Below are 21,380 nucleotides of genomic sequence, written 5' to 3'. Positions count from 1 at the left end.
GCGAGCGTGACGATCGATTGGGACAGAGCGGGTTGTACGTTCGTTGCGGGCCTAGCAGTCGCTTCTTTGCTTTTATCGCTATTTTTCGGCGTTTGCTGGATCGGACGGCTCGGCATCGACATCGCGAGCTGGGCCAAAACAGGTGAATGGCCGAGCTATATCGTTCTAAGTCTTCTCGACGACGTGGGGCTTGCTCTGCCGCATACCGACCTAATGGGAGTGCAGAAGATTATCACCTGGGTGGGTGAACAGGCGGCGCTTCGGCTGTTCTTTGTTTTGGCTGTAGGCCTCTACGCGTCATTTTTCTTACTTGGCGCGGCGTCGGCATCCTGCTTCGACGAAGTCGAGCGAGTGAGGGCGCGGGAAGAGCGTCGTCTAGCCGGCGAGGAAGACTATACGTTCGAAGACTTTATGGCGGGAAAGGAGCCACCAGAGAATATCCGATAGGAGTGGGTCGGTCGCGCGCTCTCGTTCGCCGCCCATGGTTGCTGGTGGTAGCAGGCCGTGGTAGCAATGCCGTCGCAGCCGAGCTGATTTGCTGTTGTTTTTCAGTGTCTTCCCACGGTGCCCTTCGTTTCCCCTAGGGAGCGCCAGCAAATTCAACGACTTAGAGTAGCCTTGGAGCAGTCGTCGAGTATCCGTTGAATAAGCGTCGGCGGACGTTGGCGAACTCCAACACATACTAATTCAATGATCCGACCACGCAGGTTGGCGCGCATCGGGCCGACACCTTCATTGCTTTCGAACGGCAGTGACAGCCGTAACGATATGCAATCCCCTTCCAATGCATGCGAAATGCTTGCATCTGGTTGACTGCGTTCTATGCGTTCAATGCGCGATGTTTACCGTGCCGCAAACGAAGGTTTGAGCATCTTCGGCGTGCAACCGAGTTCGACTCGGCCGGAAGCAGAACGCCCACGACAGCGATCGCGATTATCATTTTGTTTGGCTCGACGCCCCGAGCTTGCTGGGCTTCACCGGTGAAGGTCGACGACGACGCGGTTTCAACCTTGATCGCGTCACGCCGCTCCGGCGACTAATGAGGATCTCGGTGATCCACCCAAAAGACGGCGCATCCGCACGTCATCACCTGACGGCACAAAGGGACTTGTTGGTTGGGAAGTAATGCTAGCCGGCGAGCGGCAGGAAACCTGCAACCTGCAAGCGAAACCTGGACTTAGGGCATGACCTTCTGTTGATGATAACGTGAGAACGCAAGTTAGTCCCGGCGACCGACGGCAAGCGAATTACCTGCGCCAACCCACCGGCTGATCGCGGCGGCCTGTCAAGGTCAGCGTCCACCCGGTTCGCAATGCGCTATCGGTAGCGAGCTAAAGACGATCATGGAAAAGCAAGGCAGGCGAAAGATCGTGAGTTTCTTCGAGCGTCTAAAGACAGAAGCATCCGCTGAGTGGCGGGCCTACACCGAGCATCCCTTCACAACGGATTGGCAGACGGCTCGCTCCCCAAAGCGGCGTTTCGTCACTACCTCGCTCAGGACTACCTGTTCCTCATCGAGTTTGCTCGCGCCTACGCGCTCTCGGTCTACAAGTCGCCCAAACTTGCCGACATGCGTGAAGCAGCGGCCGGCCTCTCGGCCATCCTTGATGTCGAGATGAACCTGCATGTGAAGCTCTGTGCCGGTTGGGGGCTGTCCCCGAGCGACCTTGAACAAACCCCTCCGGCGGCTGAGATGCTGGCCTATACACGCTACGTGCTCGACGCCGGAATGCGCGGCGATTTGCTGGCGCTCAAGGTGGCGCTTGCCCCCTGCGTGATCGGGTACGCGGAGATCGCAACGCGGCTCGCCTCGCGCCCCAATGCGGACGCTGCGACGAACTCCTATCGCGTTTGGATCGCCGAGTACGCCGGCGTGCCGTACCAGGAGGTCGCGGCAAAAGCGCGGGCGACTGGAGCATCTCGCCGATCTCTACGCCACGCCGGCCCGCGAGGCAGAGCTGATTGCGATCTTCAAGGAAGCCACGCGACTCGAGGCAGACTTCTGGGAGATGGGCTGGCGCGCGGGCCAGGGTGTTGAATAACGCTTTCGGCAATCGTCAGGCTCATAACCTGAAGGTCATAGGTTCAAATCCTATCCCCGCAACCAAGTTTTCAAAATGAAATCAACGAATTAGCCCGCCTTTGGCGGGCTTTTTCATGCCTTACAAATCGTTCGCAGTCTGTTCGAGCGAGAACCATTGTTTCGCAATGGGTTAGAGAAATTTCGTCTCGGATTCCCAACCGCTTGCAGGAATTCCACGGCACAAACTGGCACAAAGCGGCACAAAATCCTCGTGCGAATTTAAGCGTGCCAACGGGTCCAAATAGGCGCGCTCCGGTTGCGCTTCGTTGCTAGACTTCTGGTGTCGTCAGAGGAGCCACGATAGTGACCGAACCGCGAAGCAGTCAGGCACGGGCGATGCGCCTCCTGAAAGCGCTCTACGAGCACAGCAAAGCGACATCCGACCCCGCCTTTGTGGAACACCTGGCAAGCGGCACCGGTTTGACGGAACTGGAAGCCCATCATGCTTGGAGCTACCTGAAAGATAAGCGGTTGATTCAGACGTTTAGCATTCCGCACACGGCCCGCATTAACGCACACGGAATTGATGCCATCGAAGAAGCCGAGCAGCATCCAGACCAACCGGCTCGATCCTTTCCAGCGGTCACGTACAACATCGTAAACAACACCACCAACATCGGAACGGCCGTCAATTCTCCTGTGCAGCAGACGGCCGGAAGTTCTCAACCAGACCAGTCTAAGAGTGCGTCGACCAAGAAAACATTCATCGAACGCTTGACGAGCCGAACAACCACGTTGACCGCTCTGCTTGTTACGGTCACAGCTTTACTGGCTGCGGTTCCGCCAATTCGCAAAGCTGCAAACGATGCCTATTGCAGTGTGATCTCTTGCCCAACGGCATCACCGAAACCATCGATACCGTCGCCATCAGCAAGCGCAGCTCCTCCAGTTAGCGACGCACCAGCGGCGAGGCGCTTCACTTTTGACAGTTTCGATACTTTGGACGGCAGTCGCGCGAAATCCGGCACGATCAGTCAGATAAGTGTCTCGATCGTCGACAATCGTGGAAGAAAACCTGACACTTACGTCGCAGAATGGACGTGGTCAGGGAGCGGAGGAACTCAGAACGGCTCACAAACGGTAGTTGTCGATCTGAAATCAGCCTCAGGCGCGACTCTTGAGTCTCTGACGTTTCCACTCGACCGAAGTCATTGCTACTACCCCGGCAACCCACAGCGTTTTGCGGGTGATTTGAAGAATGCCGCAAGTCTAGTGGCAAGCATCCAGGTCTCGGTGACCGCAGTCGAAGGGAGGCAGGGCCGCTGTTGAGCTGGCCAGCACTCGCGGCGGCTCCACGCAGCGCGGCGCTAAGAAATCTCAATTTCGGGCGGCCATGGCCGCTCGGACATCACGTCGGGGTGGCGAGGATCGTTGGCCGCGATACCATGTTCATCCCGAAGCTTGTCGATGGCCTCCAGGCATCTTTTCGCGATGGTCGCTTCCGTCGGCGAACCGTTGAGCAGATCGAACAGCGCCTTGCGCAAACTTCCTACCGGAGCAGGGTAGATGCTGTACGAATTCGAGCCTTCGGCGACAGGCACCTTGTCAACCGCCACGGCTTCTACGGCACGCGCCATCTGCCCATCATAGGCCCGGCTGTTCGCAGCGTACTTCTTGACCATAGCAAGAAGGTCTTCGTCGCTTGCCGCCTCGCCAAAGAAATGCTCCAGCATCGTCCGGCCCGGATCGTTGCCAACCGTCTCGTACCGCCTCCTCAACTGAGGCTTCAGCTCAGGAAAGCTTTGCGCATATTCCGCCAATTGGCGGCCGACATGCCACGCGTCGGCACCGTGAGGCTCTGTCCCCAAGATGCGCTCGATAAACAGGTCGACGTAGAGGAGTACGGATTCGAGAGTGCCTCGGTTGAGGATCGCCTGCATCCACGCATGCTCGTCGGCGATATCCTTGTGCGCACGTGCAAGGCTCGTTAGCAGAGCTATGCCCGCCGCATCCGGCGCGGCGGCTACCGAGGTTAACACGCGTTCCCACCGTTGCGCCCAGTCGCGGCCGTAGAATGCCTTGACTTTTGTCAAGCCATCGAGCACGGCTTCCGGACGTGTCGTGAATGGCAGCAGCTCAAGCCACGGCTCGATTTCCCAAGTGTTTTGCCGCTTGTGCCACGCTGTCGTCGGATCACTCCCCGCCGCGGCCAGCCATTGATCGATTGCGCCCATGACGAGGTCGGCATCAATGATCTGCCCATCCAGAACCATAGCGGCTAGGAGGGTTTGTTTGGCCGCTGAGGGCTGCGGCAAGCCCAAGACACGAGCGATCAGCTCATCATGATCCTCGTGCGGCATGCTTAGCGCAATGCGCGCCAAGCTGATTGCGAGCGTTTGGTCCTCTTTCTCGGCCTTCGGTTTCGCCAGCCGATCTATCGCGGCGAAGATCGGCGTGGCGAGTGCATTCAATGGCTTGGGTCTCGGCGATATCGCGCGAGCCTTGCGCGCCGCCTCGACTTCATCGAACCACGGCCACCGACGATGCCAGTCTGGCTCAGGCACATTGAGTTGTCGGTCCGAAATCGATTTCAGAACGACCGCGGCCGAAAAACCAAACTCCCTGTCTTCGAGATACTGGGCGGCAACGGCGGCCACTTCATCGCCGCCGATGCGGATAAAAGCGGCTCGATATTGATTGTCATAGAGCGTGCTTGCGTCAGATACCGCCTCGATATTGCCGCGTCTTCTGGCCTCCATGTAGCCAGCGCGCGCCACTCTTAGGCGTGACAGATCTTGGTCCAGCAGCCGCTTTAGGTCGGGCACGAGTTCCGGCAAACCCAAGCGCCCGATCGCGTTCGATACCTCGTTAAGGTCATGTCTTCTTGCGGCCGGCGCTGCAATCACGGTGTCGACCCAGCGTCGCAGAAGGTTAATCCATGCGTTCTTGGTTACCGGATCGATCGCCAGCGCCACCTTGCGATCCTCGTGCTCGGCCCCATGGTCAGCGACCAGCGAAGCCAGAGATAAAATGACGCCGAGATCGTCTGAATCCGCCTTCCGCAGGATGGCTGCCGCGAAAATGGGAGCGCGCGTGCCGCGAATTCTATCCTCGAGACGACGGCGTTCCTCGCTGAGCGCGCGATCGTTCCGTGCGGCGCGCAAAGCTTGTGCGCACACAAGAAATTTCTCGATCAGTGCGTCGACAGTCTTTGGGCCAACCACAATCGCAGCGGCATTGAGGTCGCGACTCTCGCGGCTCACATCGAGAATGGAGTCGGCGATCGGTGCCTCGTCGGTCACATTCAGGTTCAGAAGAAGCTCGCTCGCGCGGTATGGCAGTTCAAGACCAACCTCCAGGCGTTGACAGAGCCCTTGCGAGACCGCCTGCGGCGCACCCTGTTGCGCGAAATACAGTGAGCCACTTTGCCGGTCATTGGCTCGAAACCGCGGGTCGGCAATCGCGGCCGCGATCGCCGCGTCGCGTCCAGGGTCATCGGCGGGCTGTTGAAGAAGAAGGCGCAGCCGCTCCGGTGGTTCAGTCGCCTGTTCAAGAGCCACCATTCGAATGGTGCTTAGTTTCTCAGCGATCTCTGCGTCCTGGATATCGTCCGCGTAGGCGCGCCTGGCGACCAGCTCCCACGTCTCTTCGTGTGCAACCGATAGCAAGGCCGCGATATGGCGCTCGGCCAGCCGAAACTGAAGATGTTGGACTACATCCGCCTGGACCTTTGGGCTCGGATCGACCTTCGCTAGCTCGACCGCCAGATCCATTCCGTCCACGCCGCTCTCGCCGGCGAGCAACCCGAGCAGGTCTTTCCGCGTGTCCTCGGGAAGATCGGCGACCTTCGTCTGCACATCGGGACCGAGGACTCCTGGACGAAAGCGCGGCGCGATGCGCAAAGTCGGGATCAGTGTTTGCCTGTCGCTGCTCGACGCGAGCGGCCAAATCTGCGGCGCGAATTCGGGGCGGCCCGTCATGATCATGAAACGCACGGCACGATCCACCGTTTCGGCTCTGCGCCAACGTGCCACGAACGACATGATATCGCTGCCTACGAGATCCCACACCGCTGATGCCGCCCGATAGATCATCTCGGCCGCCAACATAGGATCAATAGGCAAGGCCAGGCGCACGGCATGTGCAACAATCTCGGCGTCGCCCTTCTCGCGTGAGAGCCGTTCTGTCGCGAACCAGACGGATTCCTCCCAGGCTGGCTGGTCCAGTATCGCGGCGCGCAGCCGAACGCGGGCGCCGGCGTCGCCCCTGGCGGCCGCCTGCATCGACTCCGTAACCCTGTGGCTGGCATACCACTCCTGGAATTGCTGATGTTGAAACGCGATGCCAACGCCGGAGCGCATCAAGGTGTGATGGCTTGTCAACGCTTCAAGAACTGAAGCCGGCTCCAGCGGCGCGGCAATCTGACCTTGCTCACGCAGACTGGCGGCCATTGTGGTCACAATCCGGCGCGCATCGGCCTCGGACATTGTGGTTGCGCCGACAGCATTGAGATGACTCGCCAGCTCCGTCAGAATCTCCGTGTGGCATCCCAGCAGTGCCGAATGCAGAGCTTCGGCATGATCACCCGCCTTCTCATGCTGTTGGACGAACAAGCGCAACACGGCTTCCTTGGTATCCGGCATGGCGCCTTGCGCGCCGCCGCTAACCAGGGCAGACAGGTACAAAGGCGTCGCGATCAACGCGCGAACCCCCGGCGTCCGCCATGCGTTATCGACCATCTTCCTGCCAGCCGCGCCATCAAGCGCGTCCGCGATCGAAATCTGCTGATCCTCGGACAGCGGTTCGATCTCGACCCGTGGCCCGGATATCGGAACGTCGAGTGCCTGCCGCCGCGTCGTCACAATAATGCGCAAATAGGGCCAGTCGCGACGGATTTGCCCGATCTCGATACGCAGTCGCTTGTGGGCGTCCGGAGCAAGCTCGTTCCAACCGTCGAGCAACAGCAGAAGCCGGCCGCGCTGGGCAAGTGCGCCAATCTCGTCGGAGCTTGTCGTCCGGAAAGCAGCGCGTTGATGCAAGCTGGCAAGCAGCCCTGCTGATCCCGCGGACCAATCACCCAACCTGAAATACAGCGGGACGATAGAATGGGCCGTGAGCGCATGCCCCGCCAGTTGCAGGAGCGTCGTGGTTTTGCCTGTGCCAGGTGGCGCCACGATCGTCACGTCAGGCGCGACTTCGATAGCCAGCGGCAATTTGCCGATGCTGAAAGACGGTGCGGCGCCGTCGCCGTCTATCCTTAGAGTGAGCTCAACTGTCGCACCTGACCAAAGTGGCCCGCGCTTATGCGTTGCAAGGTCGGTTGTTGCGGCAGCATGAATCTTCTCGAATATCGTGTCGAACGCGGCATCAACAGGTCGATCATCTGCCGCGATCGCCGCGCTGACGCGTGAAGCCTCCTCGGCGACGGCTGCATTTGGTGCGACAAGCTCGCGGAAAGCCTGTGCTTGCGCGTCATGCTTCCATTTGACCAATTGCTCAACGGTAAACTGTTTGGGATCGGCGTCGACCAACCTCCCGCAATTCTGACAAAGCCATAGCCCGTTTTCCTTGCTCCGCCGCGCCTCCGGCATCTGGGCGGCGTTGTAACGAGGGCCCCCAGGAGAGGCCGCACAGATGTGTGCCGCCACGCCTATGATGATTGTCCCATCCAGGGCTGCATTGGCGCCGAGAGTCGGTCGCCGGCAATCAGGATTCGAGCAGCGGTAAGCGACGTCCTTGGCAATCTCGGTAACGGTTCGCTTGGTGAAGTCGTCGCGCACGTGCCGCCCAAATCTCTAAAGGTCGCTTTTCCGGCCCCGTGCCAAGAAACGACGAATCCTTTATAAAACCAATAGCATAGAAAGCCTGCTGCTGTACGCTCACGCGATTGTCGTTGTTTCTTCGCGCGGTGTTCGGCAGAACCGATCATCTATTGCCGGATCATCAATGCCAAAGTTGTCCCGAGCCAGATCGTAAACGCCATTGATGGCATGTTCGGCGCTAGCCGAAGCGAAATCGATGCCGTCGCCGTTACATATGTTTACCGCGCCGAAGTCCATGCGCTGCTAGGCCTTCTCGATCAAGTTCCAAACGAATTGGTCGATCTGGCGATGATGGACTATCTAGAGTATTCGCGATGTCGCGCCGTGCTTGCGACTTCGCTTGCACTCTGGAACGTTGGCGATACTCGGCCTGCACGGGATGTCGGCGGCAAGGACGCGGTCGAGCGAATCCGCCGGCTCATGATGCACTGTCATGACGAGCTGCCCCCGGCAGAGCCTGAACTGCCCTTTATTACGGACACGGATGTTCGTCTTGGCATCGAGGATCGCATTCGGGCGGCGTGGACCGACTTCAACGCCCGCGAATGGATGGGGGCAACCGTTTTTGCCGGTGCGGCCCTGGAAGCGCTTCTTCTCTGGGCGTTAAAACAGGTCACACTTACGAACACGCCAAAACGGCCGCTCGATCAGCTACATCTCGCTGACCTGATCAGCCTTGCTACTTCAAATGGTGTGATCGATACTGCCACGGAAAAACAGGCAGGCCTAGCCAAAGACGCGCGCAATCTTGTCCATCCCGGCCGAGCGCTGCGGTCGGGCGAGGCCTGCAATAAGGCAACCGCGCTCGCGGCGCTTGCCGCGGTCTATCGCCTCATTGACCAGCTGAGAAAGCTGCTGTCCTCGCCTTGATGGCATATTCCCCGCGGCACGAGACTCACTTAGCATCTACCGCTTTTTAGGGGCGATTCCGAACAGAACATGCCGGTTTATGCACGGCGTCGCTTGCAGGCGATGCTCAATGATTTAGCTCCACTCCTGACGATCGAAAAGGCTGCCGACCTCCTGGCGAGGTTGGAGCATAAGAACGCGAGAGACGCGCTCGCAGCAGAAGTTGAGTTGAGCCTCCTGTGGAGCATTCAGCAGGTTGCTGATCTTGAAATAGATCCGGTCCTGACGAATTCCAGCGCTCGACCAGATGCATTCACGCGCACACTATTTCCGCGTGGTCCTGCGCTCGTTGAAATCAGGGCGGTGTCCGACGACACGTTTTCTGGAAAGGACTTGATGAATAGAGCGGCTGACAAGATCGGACATTTTTGTAATCGCCAGCGAAAGAAATCCGGGGCGCACCTCTACTATCGCTTTATGGAGGCGCGGAGACGAGAGGGAGGTCAATTGCGCCGTGTCCGCCGCGTCACGAAGGATTTCGAGCTTACGCCCGCACTTGAGAGAAAATTAGAAGATTGGGTTTCCGCGCCTGATTGGCCAAATCCTCCAACCCTTCAGCTCACAGACGAGCAAATCGACGTCGTTATTGAGTGGCGCAAATACGTCCATCCTGAAGGACGTGTTTTCTGCTCAATGCCTCCGGTTGCGGATCATATTGAAGATAATCCCGTTTACAGCGCTCTGCGTTCAAAGGAGCGGCAGCTGTCTAAGTCAGAAGCCGGCGTGCTCAAATGCATTTTCTTGGGTGATGCGGGTTGTTACATGCTCCGCGAGTTGAAACCTCTCGGCGGGTTTCAGGTCAGCGGCGAACAGGTGATCCACTATTTTCTTCAACGCTCCAAGGTCGACCTTGTCTGCGTATTCTCGCCCTACAGAAATTGGGGGCCCTTTATGGCAGCAGGCTCCAATTCTCCCAAATGGAAAGTGACTCTCTTTGAACGCGAGTCCTCCGCGCAGCGGGACGCCGAATACGAGAGGCTCAACCGCATCGCGCTTGGATTGCCGCAGCCGCAGCTTGAAGGGTACCAAGCGCGTTCCTGGCACAGGCAAGGTCTCTTCGATCCGCAGGGTAAGGGGATTTATCTCGGGACCACGGTCACAACAAAAGGAGGTTTCAACATGTCGATCAGTATCTCGTCGCGTATGGTGCTCGAACTGCTGGCCGGTCGCATAACCCAGGAGCAATTTCAGAATTACGCCTTCCGCGGCGACAATTTCTTCGAACAGCAGCTCAAGGCTGGCTGCACCATTCAGACGGCCCGCTTGCAAAAGGGAGGCCTGGACGAGGACGACGATCAACTGGTTTTCGAGCTTGAGCCTGACTGGGGTGCGAGACCGCTCCGCAATCCAAAGCTTTAAGGCCTGGTCGGGCTAGCCTGCGGGGCGTTCACGATCGTGCGAAAGCGATGAGTGGCCCGAGATCATGGTTGTCGGCAGCCTGAAGCGCAGCGATATAAGTCGCACGAGCGGCACCAGCTGTTTGCAAGTCGGCGCCGCCCCATGTGAAGCGTTGGCCGCCAAGCTGTACGATCAACACATCAGCAGCCAATCGCGACCAGCGGCCGTTGCCGTTTGGAAACGGATGCACGGATACGAGACGGTGATGGAAGCGAACGGCAAGTTCGTCCGGTGGATAGGTGTTGTTCTCGACCCAATACCTTGCGTCGTCGAGCACCTGATGCAGTGAAACTTCGATGAGATGTGGCGCGACGCCAAGATTGCGCTCCGTCGTTCGAAATTTGCCTGCCCAGCGCCAGACACGTTCGAACATGCGCCGATGCAAGCTCTTGAGAAAACTTTCCCGCGTCGGAACCTTGCGGCGTCCAAACGCCCACAGGTTTGCCGTGGCAATGTTCTGCTGCTCGAGTTCGTTCAACTCGCTGCGCAAAGTGATGTGCGTTGGCATAAGATCTTCGCGCTCTTGGGGCGTCAGCGGTGTCGCGTGATCGTCGGCGGCGTGCAGATCAGTATCAGTCATTCGTCATCCCAGAGACGCGCGGGGCGTTTCAACAAATCCTCGATCGCTTGCTCCCGAAGCGCGCGGGCAGCCTGATTGTCCTCCACAGCTTGGTCCTCAAGCCGCATCGTCTGCTCGACAGCTCGTGATTGCCGCTCAGCGACCTCGGCAGCTCGCTTGGTTACAACTTCTGCGAGGGGACGCTCGGGTACAAGCGCATAGACCAGCCGGCAGCCGAGGGCCTCAGCCGCGCGTTGAAGCGTATTGAGGGTTACACTGCCGCCTTGCTCGGATTTTTCAAGTTCCACGATGCGTGGCTGCGAAACCCCCAGCCTCTTGGCATATTGGGCGGTTGTCATACCGAGCGCGTCGCGGATCGCGCGAATCCAGCCCTTAGGAGGGCGCTGGGCGTGCGAGAGCGCGCTGAGCGTGGCAAAGCGGCTGTCGAGATGGCGGATGGCGTCTTTCATACGATAAGGTATAGCATATAGTTTATTTCCAAATCTATAACGTATAGCATATATTTCCCAAAATTTATAAGGCATGCCTTATTAAAATGGCAAAATGCAATATCTTATAGCTTATAAATAAACGCTCAGATCATAACAGATATCTTATTGAAATTATTCAGTCTTGGTCGGTATGGATTGAGTCTTGCCAAGCGGATCGCTGCATCCAATGGTTGAGATTGTTCCCTTAATGTTCTAGTTTGGCTTGCTTCATCGCTGCCGGTCATCGGCTCACATCTGACATCCGCCCATGCTCCCGCGCAGTTGGAATCCCGACATCGCCAAAAATGAAATAGCCCGGTGCATCGAGCCCGGCCTTCTTGGATTCTACACGCATTTTGAAGTAACCGAGGTTTTCGCCTCGCTGCCTGACCATGCTCAGCCCATCAACATCTTCACGATCCTGGTCGCTGAAGAGAGACTGACGGATGCTCAGGAGCAGCCTAGATATCTGAATCCTGAGCGCATTGTACTGCGATCGCACAAGGGATGGTCATTTGGAATTAAGCGCTATCTGAAACCGATTGCCGAGCTGGTCCCTTCGCTCGACGATCTTTGCTCGAACGGCACCTGGCACGCTTCCGGACATTCACTAAGCGTCGCCAAGCTGGTCTCTATTCCAGCGCAATTCGTTCCGGCCGAAAACGCCGGCAGTGTCCCTATCAATCGAGTCCTCAAGAACAATTTTTGGTCCGGTTCGCATATCTTCGAATGGGTCGATACCACCAAAACCAGATTAAAGGCGTTGTTCGACGATCCGCCCGCCTTGCAGGAACTATCCGAGGCAGTGCGCAAATACGTGCCCATTGGACTGGCAAGCCTGTCGGATCGCCTCGGCAACATCCTGGTGCAATTGCCAGTTACCGTGATCAAATCGAAGTTTGGAGAGATGCGCGAGACGGGCGAGCTGACCATCGATATCGCCTGGCATCCAAAGGCGCCACCGCGGACACTGCGCGTGCTTTGCGAGACGGAGGATGACGGCGCGATATCAGGCTTCAATTCCCGGAATCTTGATCAGCCGCAAATGCTGTTGCCTATGCAAGACGGAGAGGGACTCCGCCGCGCGGTTTTGTGGGACGAACCAAACGGCCTTTTGCTGGCGGCAAGCGGAGAAATGAGTTTCATCCGCTCTATCGAACTCGCCATGCAGATCGTGGGGGGCGAGCCGCGCGTTTTTTCTGTCCCGAACGCTACGGGCGGCTTTGACGACTATCGCGTTGGCGTAAGTCCGCGACCGATCAAGAACATCGTGGGCGATGCGTCTTCCAATCCCGTTCGCGAATGGCGACAGTCCCGCATATATCGCGAGGAGGCAAGCCGATTGCGGCAAAGCCGCGCTTTCAAGCAGTATCTTCCGCAGTCAGGCCAGCAACAAGCGTTGCACGAAGAGGCCATCGAGGATGTGAGGTTTCTTATTCGCCAACACGGACAGGACGCTACGTGGCTTTGGGACCCTTACCTAAGCGCCGACGATATCATCAAGACTCTGTTCCACTGTCCCTACGCCGACGCAGATTTGCGCGCGCTCTCCGATGCGCAGGGATTCGAGGCTGAGCAGTCCTCAACGTCGACGTCAAAGACAAGGTTCATTGAGCAGCAACGCGCTTTCTTCACCGGAATAAAGTCAAACTGGAGCGGCCTTCGCCTAGAATTCCGCGCGCGGATTGGTATGGCGGGTTGGTCTTTTCATGATCGGTTTCTCTTGTTCCCGGCGACCCGCACGGGAGCCCAAGTATGGTCCCTTGGAACGTCCGTTAACGGGCTCGGTAAGCAACATCACATCCTCCAGAGAGTCGAAGATGGCCAGTTGATCTGCGATGCGTTCGAAGATCTTTGGCGTCAGCTCGATCAGCCCGAACATCTCGTATGGAAAAAGCCGTGAACAATTCCGGCAATGCGCTCCTTGCCGAAGCGCTCGGCCTTGCCGCGAAAGATGGAGAGGCGCTGACACCTGATAAGCTCATAGCGTCGATCGATGGTATCGAACAGCCGCTTCGCCTCCTTGAAGACGCCGATCAAGCGGCTCAGCTATTCCATCGCTTTCATGAGCAGTTCAACTTTATCCGGTTGAGCTTTCGACCGCCTTGGCCACCGGATCAAACAGTTGACGGTGCTGTCGATCTGACCCGATATGCATCCTTGCTGCGCTGGCTTGTCGGTGAAATGCGTACATGGGATGGGACGTCGGATTCGAAGCTCGCGCGGCTGTCCGCCATCATCGTCGTTGCCCAGGTCTGCGATTTCGGAAACGCGTTGTGGAACTTGCTGCCCGATGACGTTGGTACGAACGGCAACCTCGTCAATCAAATGAGCCGAGTCGCCGCATCCATTGACCTCACGATCGTCAGTGCCGGCGGACATCCGCCGCCGATCCGGGAGGCCGAAATCGTCGAAGCTTTCTTGACAGCCGACGCCGAAGGCGACTGGGCGAACATCATCGGTGGTTGGCGTAGATTCCCTCCGATATTTCCAAGCGCCCTCCAAACGCAGACGATGCGCTTCTTGCTTCGCTATGCGAGGCCACAGCTTTTCGCGTGCCTCAACAAAATCCAGAAGACGCCACTCGCACTTATCCTCGCGCAGGTCTTTACCCCCGAGCAGTGCCTTCGGTTGGCTTTGGAAAGCGAAAGCCGACGTTTTCAGTTTGCCGCCGTCTACCGTTCTTTCACGGATCAATGGCAGTCACGTCGGACGCCAACCTCTAACGAAGCCGCCCTGCTCACAGACCTCCTCATCGAGGTATCGAAGGACCCGTCGTGTTGGGACGGATGGATGCTCGCGCTGGCGCAGCAGCCAGAATTGCAGGCGGCGCTCGGCAGGGCCCTGGTTCACGTACCGGATGAAGCGCTCAAAGGGTATGTCGACGCAATTCGTTTGTTGGGCAGATCGGTGCAGCCGAATCCGATGCGCCAGTCCATCACCAATTGCCTGAGAGCGTTTTGTGTCGGGGCCTCGCTCGAGCGGCGGTCTGTTCTCTGGACAACGGCATTTGAGCGTTGGCGTGCTTGGCGGTTCAGCGACAATGGCTGGCGCACCGCGATACAGCGGTCGGATCTCGACTATGCGGTCGTCGGGTATGCATTGGAATGCATGACCCAGGATGCGCGGGATCAGGCGGCCACGTCGATATATCGGCGGATCTCCGTTCTTGAAGATCAATGGCACGAGAGCATTTCAGACATCGTCCATGAGTACAATCGCCTGCTGTCCGAACTCCAGCCCTATGCACATGCGTCGCAGGTGGCCCGGAGTGGCGGAGACTGGCTGCCGGAGACGACACTGTATGTGCCCGACGGCCTACAGAGCCCCTACCTCAAGCTCATGTATGGAGCGGTGCAGCCGACCTAATTGAGAGCGAAAGCCAGACCCGTCGTGAAATAGCATTCCGTGCGAGTTCATGAGCAAGTCGAATCCCATTTTAACGCCGTCCTTCGTCTTGCCCGCAACAGCGTGCTGTGAGACGCTGAAGCGGAGACGAGAATCGCGTGCGGTGCGATGCGGCTGGGAAAGGAATGACTGCTAAGCGCAAGGGAGACCTCCTGGAGGACCTCGTTGCGATAATGCATGAGGTGCCGGGAGTTTTCGTCGAGAAGCGGAAGAAGCTGCCTGTCTTGAACAGCAAAACAAGACGCCGCCGCGAAATCGATGTTTTGATCACATCCGATGTGGCGGACACCGCCGATGCCCAAGATGCAGCGAAGTCGCGCGGCATCAAGACGCTTGTTTTCGCAGGTCTCACCTCGGATCGTCTCAGGCAAGAGATTAACGCAGCGATCCAGTCCATGGTTTTCTTGCTGATACGCAAACTGCGTTCACCGTGCTGCCTTACGTCGAGGGACGATTTGATGACCATCCACAATTCATCAGCGCGGCCTTAGACCTAACCGATGAACCATCTGGCCCGCAATTGCTTTCGTGCATGGCGTGGCTTTGGATGAACGGCGTGATCCCCTTGTTGATAGGCGAGCACATCGTCAGTCTAAAGCCGGAGCGCGAGGAAGCGACGTGGCATGTCATGGCAACTGTGACCGTGACAGGATTGATTGCGTCCGTGCCGGGCACATTCAGCCAGAGTGTTCTGAGAAATGCCGAGGCTGGGCAAGTCGAGCGCGCCTGCACATTTCGGCGAAGTTCGACGAGATCAAGGGGCTGCTGACCCTGGAGCCGGTTACTTCTGAGGAAGCCTTGTCGGCCATCGTTCACAAGGAGCTGATGTCGCTGGTGACGCGGGTTCGCGTCCCGCGGCTGGTGACCGACTTTGGCTACTGGCCACCCTCCGAGGAGGCGATGCAGAAAGCGAAAGCTCTATTCGATGCGGGCAAGCGAGTAACCTTCGAAGACATCGATCGACATTCGGTCGTCCAGGTTGAACCGGAGAGGAACAAACGCCTGTTTGCTGCCCGTAGCAGAATCCAGGAAATCCGTTCCGTGCGAGGATAGCTTGTGCCTTAGATCCCGAAGCCTTGAGCGTCTTCGGATCGGGCAGGTTCATGATTTTGTAGATCGTGCCGATCGATTGCTGCTGAATGTAAGTCGCGCTCAATAGGACGTAGAGCCGCAGATATTTTTCGCCGAGATGGTCATACTTCGTGGGACTGCCAAGTCCGTATTTTGCACGTGACCGACGGCGGCGAGACGCATCGTCAACGATGTCCATGGCCGAAGTCAGAAAATCCCAATCCGATTCCGCATTGAGTCTGAGCAGCTCCTTGATCGAGCGTTCGCTGCTTCGCACCTTCGTATTTATCATTTTGCGGAAGAGAGACGCGTATTTGTAAGAGCAGTCCGAGCGGCGAGCTCATTGCGGTGTCTCCCAAAAGTTGGGCTGCACACCCTCAGTGAAAGCTCGGTTTCATTTCAAGGCCCCACCTGCACGGGTTCCATCTAGCTAGGGTTTCCGCTTGGTTTAGATTTACGTTATTTTGCTCAGTCTGACTGCGCAATCTGATGGAATTTGCCCCTCGGTTTGAAAAAACCGATGTTTTACTTAGTATGGCTGAGCAAAAGGACAGAAAGCTAAACAAGCTCGAAAGAACCCTCCCACAGGGGCTTCTGGTCGATGCCGCCTGGATGGAACGGCACGGATACTTCACCAGTCTGCGCAGCCAATACGTTTCGGCCGGCTGGCTCGTTCAACCGGTGCGGGGTACTTCAAACGCCCACTTGGCGAACTCACTTGGCAGAGCGTTGTCGCTTCAACGAATGCTGGGTTCCGACCTCGTCGTCGGCGGACGTACCGCCCTCGAAGCGCAAGGCCTCGCCCACTACCTCAGCCAGACCGGTCCTTCGACCGTACATCTATACGGAACGCGACCGGCTCCCGGTTGGCTTGGCAAACTCCCCCTCAAGCAGAAATTTTACGTTCACCGTGCGCAAAGCCTGTTCAAGACGCACGCGAGCCAGCCCGGATCGAAGTCGGGTACGACGCGAGAAATACCGGGACTATTCGACTGGCATCTCACCGTGTCGACGCCCGAACGTGCGTTCCTCGAACTGCTCGACGAATTGCCCCGCCACGAAAGCTTCCATCAGGTCGATGCGCTGGCGGAAGGCTTGAGGAGCCTGAGTCCCCGGCGGCTGCAAACGCTTCTGAACGACTGCAAAAGCGTCAAGGTCAAACGACTGTTCTTCTGGCTCGCGGAGCGGCATCAGCACGCCTGTTCAAACAGATCGACAAGGCGAAAGTCAATCTCGGAGCACGGGAAAGCGCATGCTCGTCAAGGGCGGCAAACTCGACACCAAATATCTCATAACCATCCCGGACGACCTCAATGTCCCTGTCTGAAAAATACCGGCATCAAGTGGCCTTGTTGATCGAGATGATCCCGTTCGTCGCGGCGGAGCCCGATTTCGCGCTCAAGGGCGGCACCGCCATCAATCTCTTCCACCGCGACATGCCGCCTGGCCGAGGGCGTGGACGAATTTCTTGCGCACATCACGACCATCGAGGCGGCGCTCGGCTTGCGCGCGGACTATCAGAAGAACTTTTGCATCGCGCCTGACCGCCACAAAGGGATGCGCGCACGAACAGAATGCGGGGACGGGTAGCCGGCTTGCTGGGAGATCGACGCTTCGCCGATCAGTATGAGCAACTCTTCGGCGTGCGGAGCGCATTCCTCCATGGGCGCAACATGATGGCCATTACGACGAAAGAGCGGGTGACGGCGCCGGCGTTGGCCCGCCAGGTCGTCGAGGCGCTGATCCTCGCGACGCTCGCGGGACCGATCAGCTCGCGGGAGGACTTCCTGGACGGTCTGCTCGATAAGGGCGCGCCCCTCATCTAGCCCGGAATGGACGGGCCGGGGGCCATCCGTTGGCTTGAAAGCTGTCAGAAAACCGCGTAGATTTCTGACAGGAGAACGGCCATGCAACGTTTAACCGAACAGATTCTCGCGCATGCCGAAGCGTTGCCGGCAGGTACGCCCCTGGCGGCTAAGAGCTTGCTCCACCTCGGTAATCGCGCCGCGGTGGATCAGGCCTTGTCGCGTTTGACTGAGCGGGGTCAACTGATCCGGGCCGGCCGGGGCGTTTATCTCCGTCCCTTCACGAGCCGGTTCGGCACGCGGGCTCCCTCCGTCGAGCAGGCGGTCGAGGCGCTCGCCAGCCAGCGCGGCGAAGTCATCGTCCCGAGCGGGGCGGCGGCGGCCAATACGCTCGGCCTGACGACCCAGGTGCCGGTTCGGACGGTCTATCTGACCTCCGGCCGGAGCCGAACGGTGAGTCTCGGCAAGCAGGTCGTTGAGCTTCGTCACGCTCCGCGGTGGCAACTCGCCCTAGCTCACAAGCAGGCGGGTGAGGCGGTGCGGGCGCTGGCCTGGCTTGGGCCGGAGAAGGCGGAAGCCGCATTGAAAACACTGAAGCGGAAGCTCTCGCCGGCCACCTTCAGCGAGCTCGTGGCGGCAGCGCCGCAACTTCCGACCTGGCTTGCGCGCAGCGTGGGAAAGGCGGCGCATGGCTGACGCCTTTCTCCACCTTCCGGTCGCTGATCGCCGCGAGGCGCTGAACGTCGCAGCTGATCAGTCGGGACGACCGGCGCACCTCCTTGAGAAGGATGTGTGGGTGGTATGGGCGCTCGCCACGCTCTACGGATCGGCGCTTGGCGAACATCTGGTGTTCAAGGGCGGCACGTCACTGTCGAAGGCCTACGGGGCCATCCGGCGTTTTTCTGAGGACGTCGATCTGACCTACGACATCCGGGCGATTGTGCCCGACCTTGTGGACGGCAACGGCGAGGCGTTGCCGAAAACACGTAGCGAGGAGAAGCGCTGGTCGAGCGAGGTGCGCAAGCGCCTGCCGGAGTGGGTGGCGGGGACCGCGCAGCCGGTCATCGCGGGCGCGTTGGCGGCGGAGGCGTTGGTTGCCACGATCCGCGTCGAGGGCGAGAAGCTGTTCATCGACTATGCACCGATTGCGGCGGGCTCCGGCTACGTGGCGCCGAGCGTGATGCTCGAGTTCGGCGCGCGATCGATGGGCGAGCCGGCAAGTCTGCGGGATATCGCCTGCGACGCATCCGGCCTGATCGAAGGCGTAACGTTTCCGACCGCAAGGCCCCGCGTGATGCACGCCGAGCGAACCTTCTGGGAAAAGGCGACGGCGATCCACGTCTGCTGCGTGCAGGAGCGGCTTCGCGGCGGTCGCTTCGCACGACACTGGCATGATGTCGTGCGGCTGGATGACGCCGGTCTTGCGGAAGCGGCTTTCGCGGATCGCGCGCTGGCGAACGCGGTCGCACCACAAGGGCATGTTCTTCGCCGAGAAGGCCGCTGACCGCAGTCAGATCGATTACGCGGCTGCCGTGAATGGCGGTCTACAGCTCGTGCCTGGCGGCGATGCCGCGAAAGCGCTGGAAGACGACTATGGTCGCATGGTCGAGGACGGTCTGCTCTTGGACGATGCCGAAAACTTTGAAGCGCTCATGGCGCGGAGTGCAGATATCGCGCGCCGGGCAAACGAGGCAGCGAAATAGAGATTGGGGGGAGCGCGATGGGCGGATGTGAACAAAGCGGAGCCATCGAAGCTCACATTCAAGTTTATTCGCGGCGTCGAAGGCGAGAAGGCTGACCATGAATGGCCCGATGGGGCCGATATTGTCAGAAAGGCGTTGGCAGAGTCCCTAAACGCCAAGAATGTAGCATTCCTCTTGGGAGCCGGCTGTTCGTCGTCGTGGGTCAATGGCAAGGAGGTCGGCATTCCAACGATGGCGCCGCTCGCCAAAGAATTCACCGCGGCACCCAAGGAAGGCGATCAATCATTTCCGACAGCCGACGAGCGTGATGCTCTGCTTAAGCAGTTTGGAATCGACATCGGTGCCGCGGAGTACGCGCGCAACCTGGAGCGGCTGATGGAGCTTCTGTTCAGCCTACGCTTCGTCTTGGTACGCGGTTCGCTAGGTGACGCCGCAACGAGCCTCAAGATTGTCGAATCGATCATCAAGAAGGTTCAAACATTTCTTTCGGCCAAATGCACCAATGGCGCCTTCGCGAATGGCGACGACACGGTCATCGGCCTCTACGAATCCTTCTACCGCAAGCTTGTCCTGCGTGACCGATCCCTTCCGCGTCCTTGGTTGTTCACCACGAACTACGATCTCTTCAACGAGACCGCTATGGATAGGCTTGGCCTGCCATACACAAACGGCTTCTCCGGTGTTGTCGAAAGGCGGTTCAATCCGGCAACGTTTCGGTACCCTCGCTGAACAACTCGATGTCACCAGCCGCAAATGGTCTGCGGTGGATGGCTTTGTCTATCTATGTAAGATTCACGGGTCTATTAGTTGGACAGAGGACGATCACGGAATTTTCCCAATCCGGGAGACGGCTGTCTCCAAAGAACCGGGAAAAGTGATGATCTATCCGACGCCTGCCAAGCAGAATTCGAGCCTTGGCTCTCCCTATGCCGATCTGTTTCGCGAATTTCAATCACGCATCGTTCGTGAACACAGCGTGCTGTTCACGATGGGGTATACCTTCGGCGACGAGCACACCTTCGTAGACGCTGAGCGCCAGGTCTGGATGCGAGACCTTCACGTCTTGGACAGGCGTACCGTTGGCACGTGGGTGTCGAGAAGGATGCACCGGCCGATCATCAGGCCGTGGCATGATCGGGGGCGGGCAGCTCCTCGATCATCATCGTGAGCATGTCCTTCCGCCGCTCCGCCCGAATCTCGAGCCTCCGGATATCTGTGACGTGATAGTCGAGATAGCGTCGCTCCTCTCCGACCACGCACGGGTCGTTTGCAAGGCGTATTCGCCGTATTCGACCTGTCCGCGTAGACAGCGCGGGGGTGGCCACTTACCTCAAGCAGGCGGAAGCCTCCAATGCCGTCCATTTCAATGCTGATAAGCTCACCAAACTCACGAACCTGCCAAAGTAGTGCTAATCACCGAGGATTCTGTAGCTCTGCACTGGCGGCGCGGTATTGGGTTCGAGAAAAGGCTTTCCGCTGGCGGCGAGCCAATCAGTTTCGACTTCACTCGGTAACCGTGAGGCCAGGCGGCATAAGCTGGGTTTGGACGCGAGAACTCTTTTTTCTCTGTCCGTCCACGCCCGGTGCTCCCGCATTGGCGCGGGCCAGCGCATAGGCGTGGTGCAGAATGTCCTCTCGATGGATCTTGTCGAAGAGCAGATAGAAGCGAAAGGCGGGCTCTGCCTTTGCCTTTTTCGCAGAAAGAGCCATGCCTCCTAATCTCAATAGTTAAGCGGGCTCATGGGTCGACAGCATGAAGGCGGTACGGCGCCTTCCATACGCTCCGCGTCGACATCCTCTTTCACCATCGAGCGATTTCGGGGCCCTCCGCGCGGCGATCGCTCACAAAGACGCTGCAGCTTGGGCGTTCGGGGTCCATATCACAGAAACTGTTTGGATGCTGGCGTTCCGGCGGTCCGTAGGAAGCATACCCATCAAGCATGGTCACGAAGCGATTTTCTACCGCGATCTCTTACACGAAATGTCGCGGATGACGTGGTATGCGATACGGCATTAGCTTAACAATGCATCCTCATCGCAAGGGACACGATATGAAGCAGTTTCCGAAACGCTTCGGCATCCAGCCACGCCAGTACCAGGTTTGACCGACTTAGTCTGATACGGCTGTGCTGCAATGTAGTGCTTGCAGCAAAACGGCCTGATCGGGCAATTAGTCGCAGTGAGCACGAAT

17 protein-coding genes, 1 tRNA gene and 3 pseudogenes are annotated in these 21,380 nt (G+C 58.4%); 17 read left to right on the top strand and 4 right to left on the bottom strand.

The annotated features are described in order from the left end of the window. Positions 1 to 6 precede the first annotated feature (6 nt). The 4 genes and pseudogenes from HCN50_RS00305 to HCN50_RS00290 all read left to right on the top strand — a co-directional run bounded on the left by HCN50_RS00305 (position 7) and on the right by HCN50_RS00290 (position 3,352). Positions 7 to 447 (top strand): hypothetical protein, encoded by a 441-nt coding sequence (locus tag HCN50_RS00305; protein WP_171707666.1) that lies wholly within the window; start codon positions 7 to 9, stop codon positions 445 to 447. A 923-nt stretch (positions 448 to 1,370) separates the two neighbouring features. Further along, a pseudogene (gene tenA, locus HCN50_RS00300) lies at positions 1,371 to 2,042 on the top strand (thiaminase II). Then, positions 2,021 to 2,107, top strand: a tRNA-Met gene (locus HCN50_RS00295). Before tenA ends, HCN50_RS00295 begins: the two are co-directional and overlap by 22 nt. A gap of 312 nt (positions 2,108 to 2,419) precedes the next feature. After that, a complete protein-coding gene (locus tag HCN50_RS00290) occupies positions 2,420 to 3,352 on the top strand; it encodes a hypothetical protein (RefSeq protein ID WP_171707665.1) in 933 nt (310 codons plus the stop codon). 38 nt (positions 3,353 to 3,390) lie between these two features. Here the strand turns inward: HCN50_RS00290 and HCN50_RS00285 are convergent, their stop codons facing one another. Next, a complete protein-coding gene (locus HCN50_RS00285) occupies positions 3,391 to 7,803 on the bottom strand; it encodes an NACHT domain-containing protein (RefSeq protein ID WP_171707664.1) in 4,413 nt (1,470 codons plus the stop codon). A 210-nt stretch (positions 7,804 to 8,013) separates the two neighbouring features. On the opposite strand from HCN50_RS00285, the gene HCN50_RS00280 reads away from it, so the two are divergent. Together HCN50_RS00280 and HCN50_RS00275 are read left to right on the top strand one after the other, a co-directional pair. Further along, positions 8,014 to 8,715, top strand: a complete 702-nt coding sequence (locus HCN50_RS00280) for a hypothetical protein (RefSeq protein ID WP_171707663.1) — start codon at positions 8,014 to 8,016, stop codon at positions 8,713 to 8,715. Positions 8,716 to 8,784: 69 nt separating this feature from the next. Beyond that, on the top strand, positions 8,785 to 10,113 hold the full coding sequence (locus tag HCN50_RS00275; RefSeq protein ID WP_171707662.1) for a hypothetical protein: 1,329 nt from the start codon (positions 8,785 to 8,787) through the stop codon (positions 10,111 to 10,113). Between the two features lie 28 nt (positions 10,114 to 10,141). Here the strand turns inward: HCN50_RS00275 and HCN50_RS00270 are convergent, their stop codons facing one another. Both HCN50_RS00270 and HCN50_RS00265 read right to left on the bottom strand, forming a co-directional pair. Further along, on the bottom strand, positions 10,142 to 10,732 hold the full coding sequence (locus HCN50_RS00270; RefSeq protein WP_171707661.1) for a mobile mystery protein B: 591 nt from the start codon (positions 10,730 to 10,732) through the stop codon (positions 10,142 to 10,144). Further along, positions 10,729 to 11,181, bottom strand: coding sequence for a mobile mystery protein A (locus tag HCN50_RS00265; protein ID WP_171707660.1), 453 nt, complete (start codon positions 11,179 to 11,181; stop codon positions 10,729 to 10,731). Before HCN50_RS00265 ends, HCN50_RS00270 begins: the two co-directional genes overlap by 4 nt. A gap of 289 nt (positions 11,182 to 11,470) precedes the next feature. Here HCN50_RS00265 and HCN50_RS00260 point away from each other — a divergent pair, with 289 nt between their 5' ends. From HCN50_RS00260 to HCN50_RS33235, 11 genes and pseudogenes are all read left to right on the top strand, one after another. Then, on the top strand, positions 11,471 to 13,105 hold the full coding sequence (locus tag HCN50_RS00260) for a VPA1262 family N-terminal domain-containing protein (RefSeq protein ID WP_171707659.1): 1,635 nt from the start codon (positions 11,471 to 11,473) through the stop codon (positions 13,103 to 13,105). Further along, on the top strand, positions 13,090 to 14,571 hold the full coding sequence (locus HCN50_RS00255; protein ID WP_171707658.1) for a hypothetical protein: 1,482 nt from the start codon (positions 13,090 to 13,092) through the stop codon (positions 14,569 to 14,571). Before HCN50_RS00260 ends, HCN50_RS00255 begins: the two co-directional genes overlap by 16 nt. A 164-nt stretch (positions 14,572 to 14,735) precedes the next feature. Continuing rightward, complete coding sequence (locus tag HCN50_RS00250) at positions 14,736 to 15,101, top strand: hypothetical protein (RefSeq protein ID WP_171707657.1); 366 nt, start codon at positions 14,736 to 14,738, stop codon at positions 15,099 to 15,101. A gap of 127 nt (positions 15,102 to 15,228) precedes the next feature. Beyond that, positions 15,229 to 15,663: a hypothetical protein gene (locus HCN50_RS00245; protein WP_171707656.1), complete on the top strand. Its 435-nt coding sequence runs from the start codon at positions 15,229 to 15,231 to the stop codon at positions 15,661 to 15,663. Between the two features lie 507 nt (positions 15,664 to 16,170). Further along, positions 16,171 to 17,037 (top strand): type IV toxin-antitoxin system AbiEi family antitoxin domain-containing protein, encoded by an 867-nt coding sequence (locus tag HCN50_RS00240; protein ID WP_235976671.1) that lies wholly within the window; start codon positions 16,171 to 16,173, stop codon positions 17,035 to 17,037. Beyond that, a pseudogene (locus tag HCN50_RS33240) lies at positions 16,995 to 17,123 on the top strand (nucleotidyl transferase AbiEii/AbiGii toxin family protein); the annotation flags it as partial. The gene HCN50_RS00240 and the pseudogene HCN50_RS33240, both read left to right, overlap by 43 nt. A gap of 153 nt (positions 17,124 to 17,276) precedes the next feature. Next, a complete protein-coding gene (locus HCN50_RS33025) occupies positions 17,277 to 17,507 on the top strand; it encodes a hypothetical protein (RefSeq protein WP_210264730.1) in 231 nt (76 codons plus the stop codon). Between the two features lie 81 nt (positions 17,508 to 17,588). Continuing rightward, entirely contained in the window at positions 17,589 to 18,182 is a 594-nt protein-coding gene (locus HCN50_RS00230) for a DUF6088 family protein (RefSeq protein WP_171707655.1), read from the top strand. Then, positions 18,175 to 19,189 (top strand): annotated as a pseudogene (locus HCN50_RS00225) (nucleotidyl transferase AbiEii/AbiGii toxin family protein). Before HCN50_RS00230 ends, HCN50_RS00225 begins: the two are co-directional and overlap by 8 nt. A gap of 27 nt (positions 19,190 to 19,216) precedes the next feature. Continuing rightward, entirely contained in the window at positions 19,217 to 19,918 is a 702-nt protein-coding gene (locus tag HCN50_RS00220; protein ID WP_235976670.1) for a hypothetical protein, read from the top strand. A 148-nt stretch (positions 19,919 to 20,066) separates the two neighbouring features. Further along, positions 20,067 to 20,357 (top strand): hypothetical protein, encoded by a 291-nt coding sequence (locus HCN50_RS33235; RefSeq protein WP_235976669.1) that lies wholly within the window; start codon positions 20,067 to 20,069, stop codon positions 20,355 to 20,357. 335 nt (positions 20,358 to 20,692) lie between these two features. Here HCN50_RS33235 and HCN50_RS00215 read toward each other — a convergent pair whose 3' ends face one another. Then, on the bottom strand, positions 20,693 to 20,899 hold the full coding sequence (locus tag HCN50_RS00215; RefSeq protein ID WP_210264785.1) for a hypothetical protein: 207 nt from the start codon (positions 20,897 to 20,899) through the stop codon (positions 20,693 to 20,695). Between the last annotated feature and the right edge of the window lie 481 nt (positions 20,900 to 21,380).

The organism is Bradyrhizobium archetypum (assembly GCF_013114835.1).
Taxonomy (GTDB): Bacteria; Pseudomonadota; Alphaproteobacteria; order Rhizobiales; family Xanthobacteraceae; genus Bradyrhizobium; species Bradyrhizobium archetypum.
The sequence above is the reverse complement of the archived record's forward strand: the minus strand, read 5'-3'. Positions and strand labels throughout refer to the sequence as shown.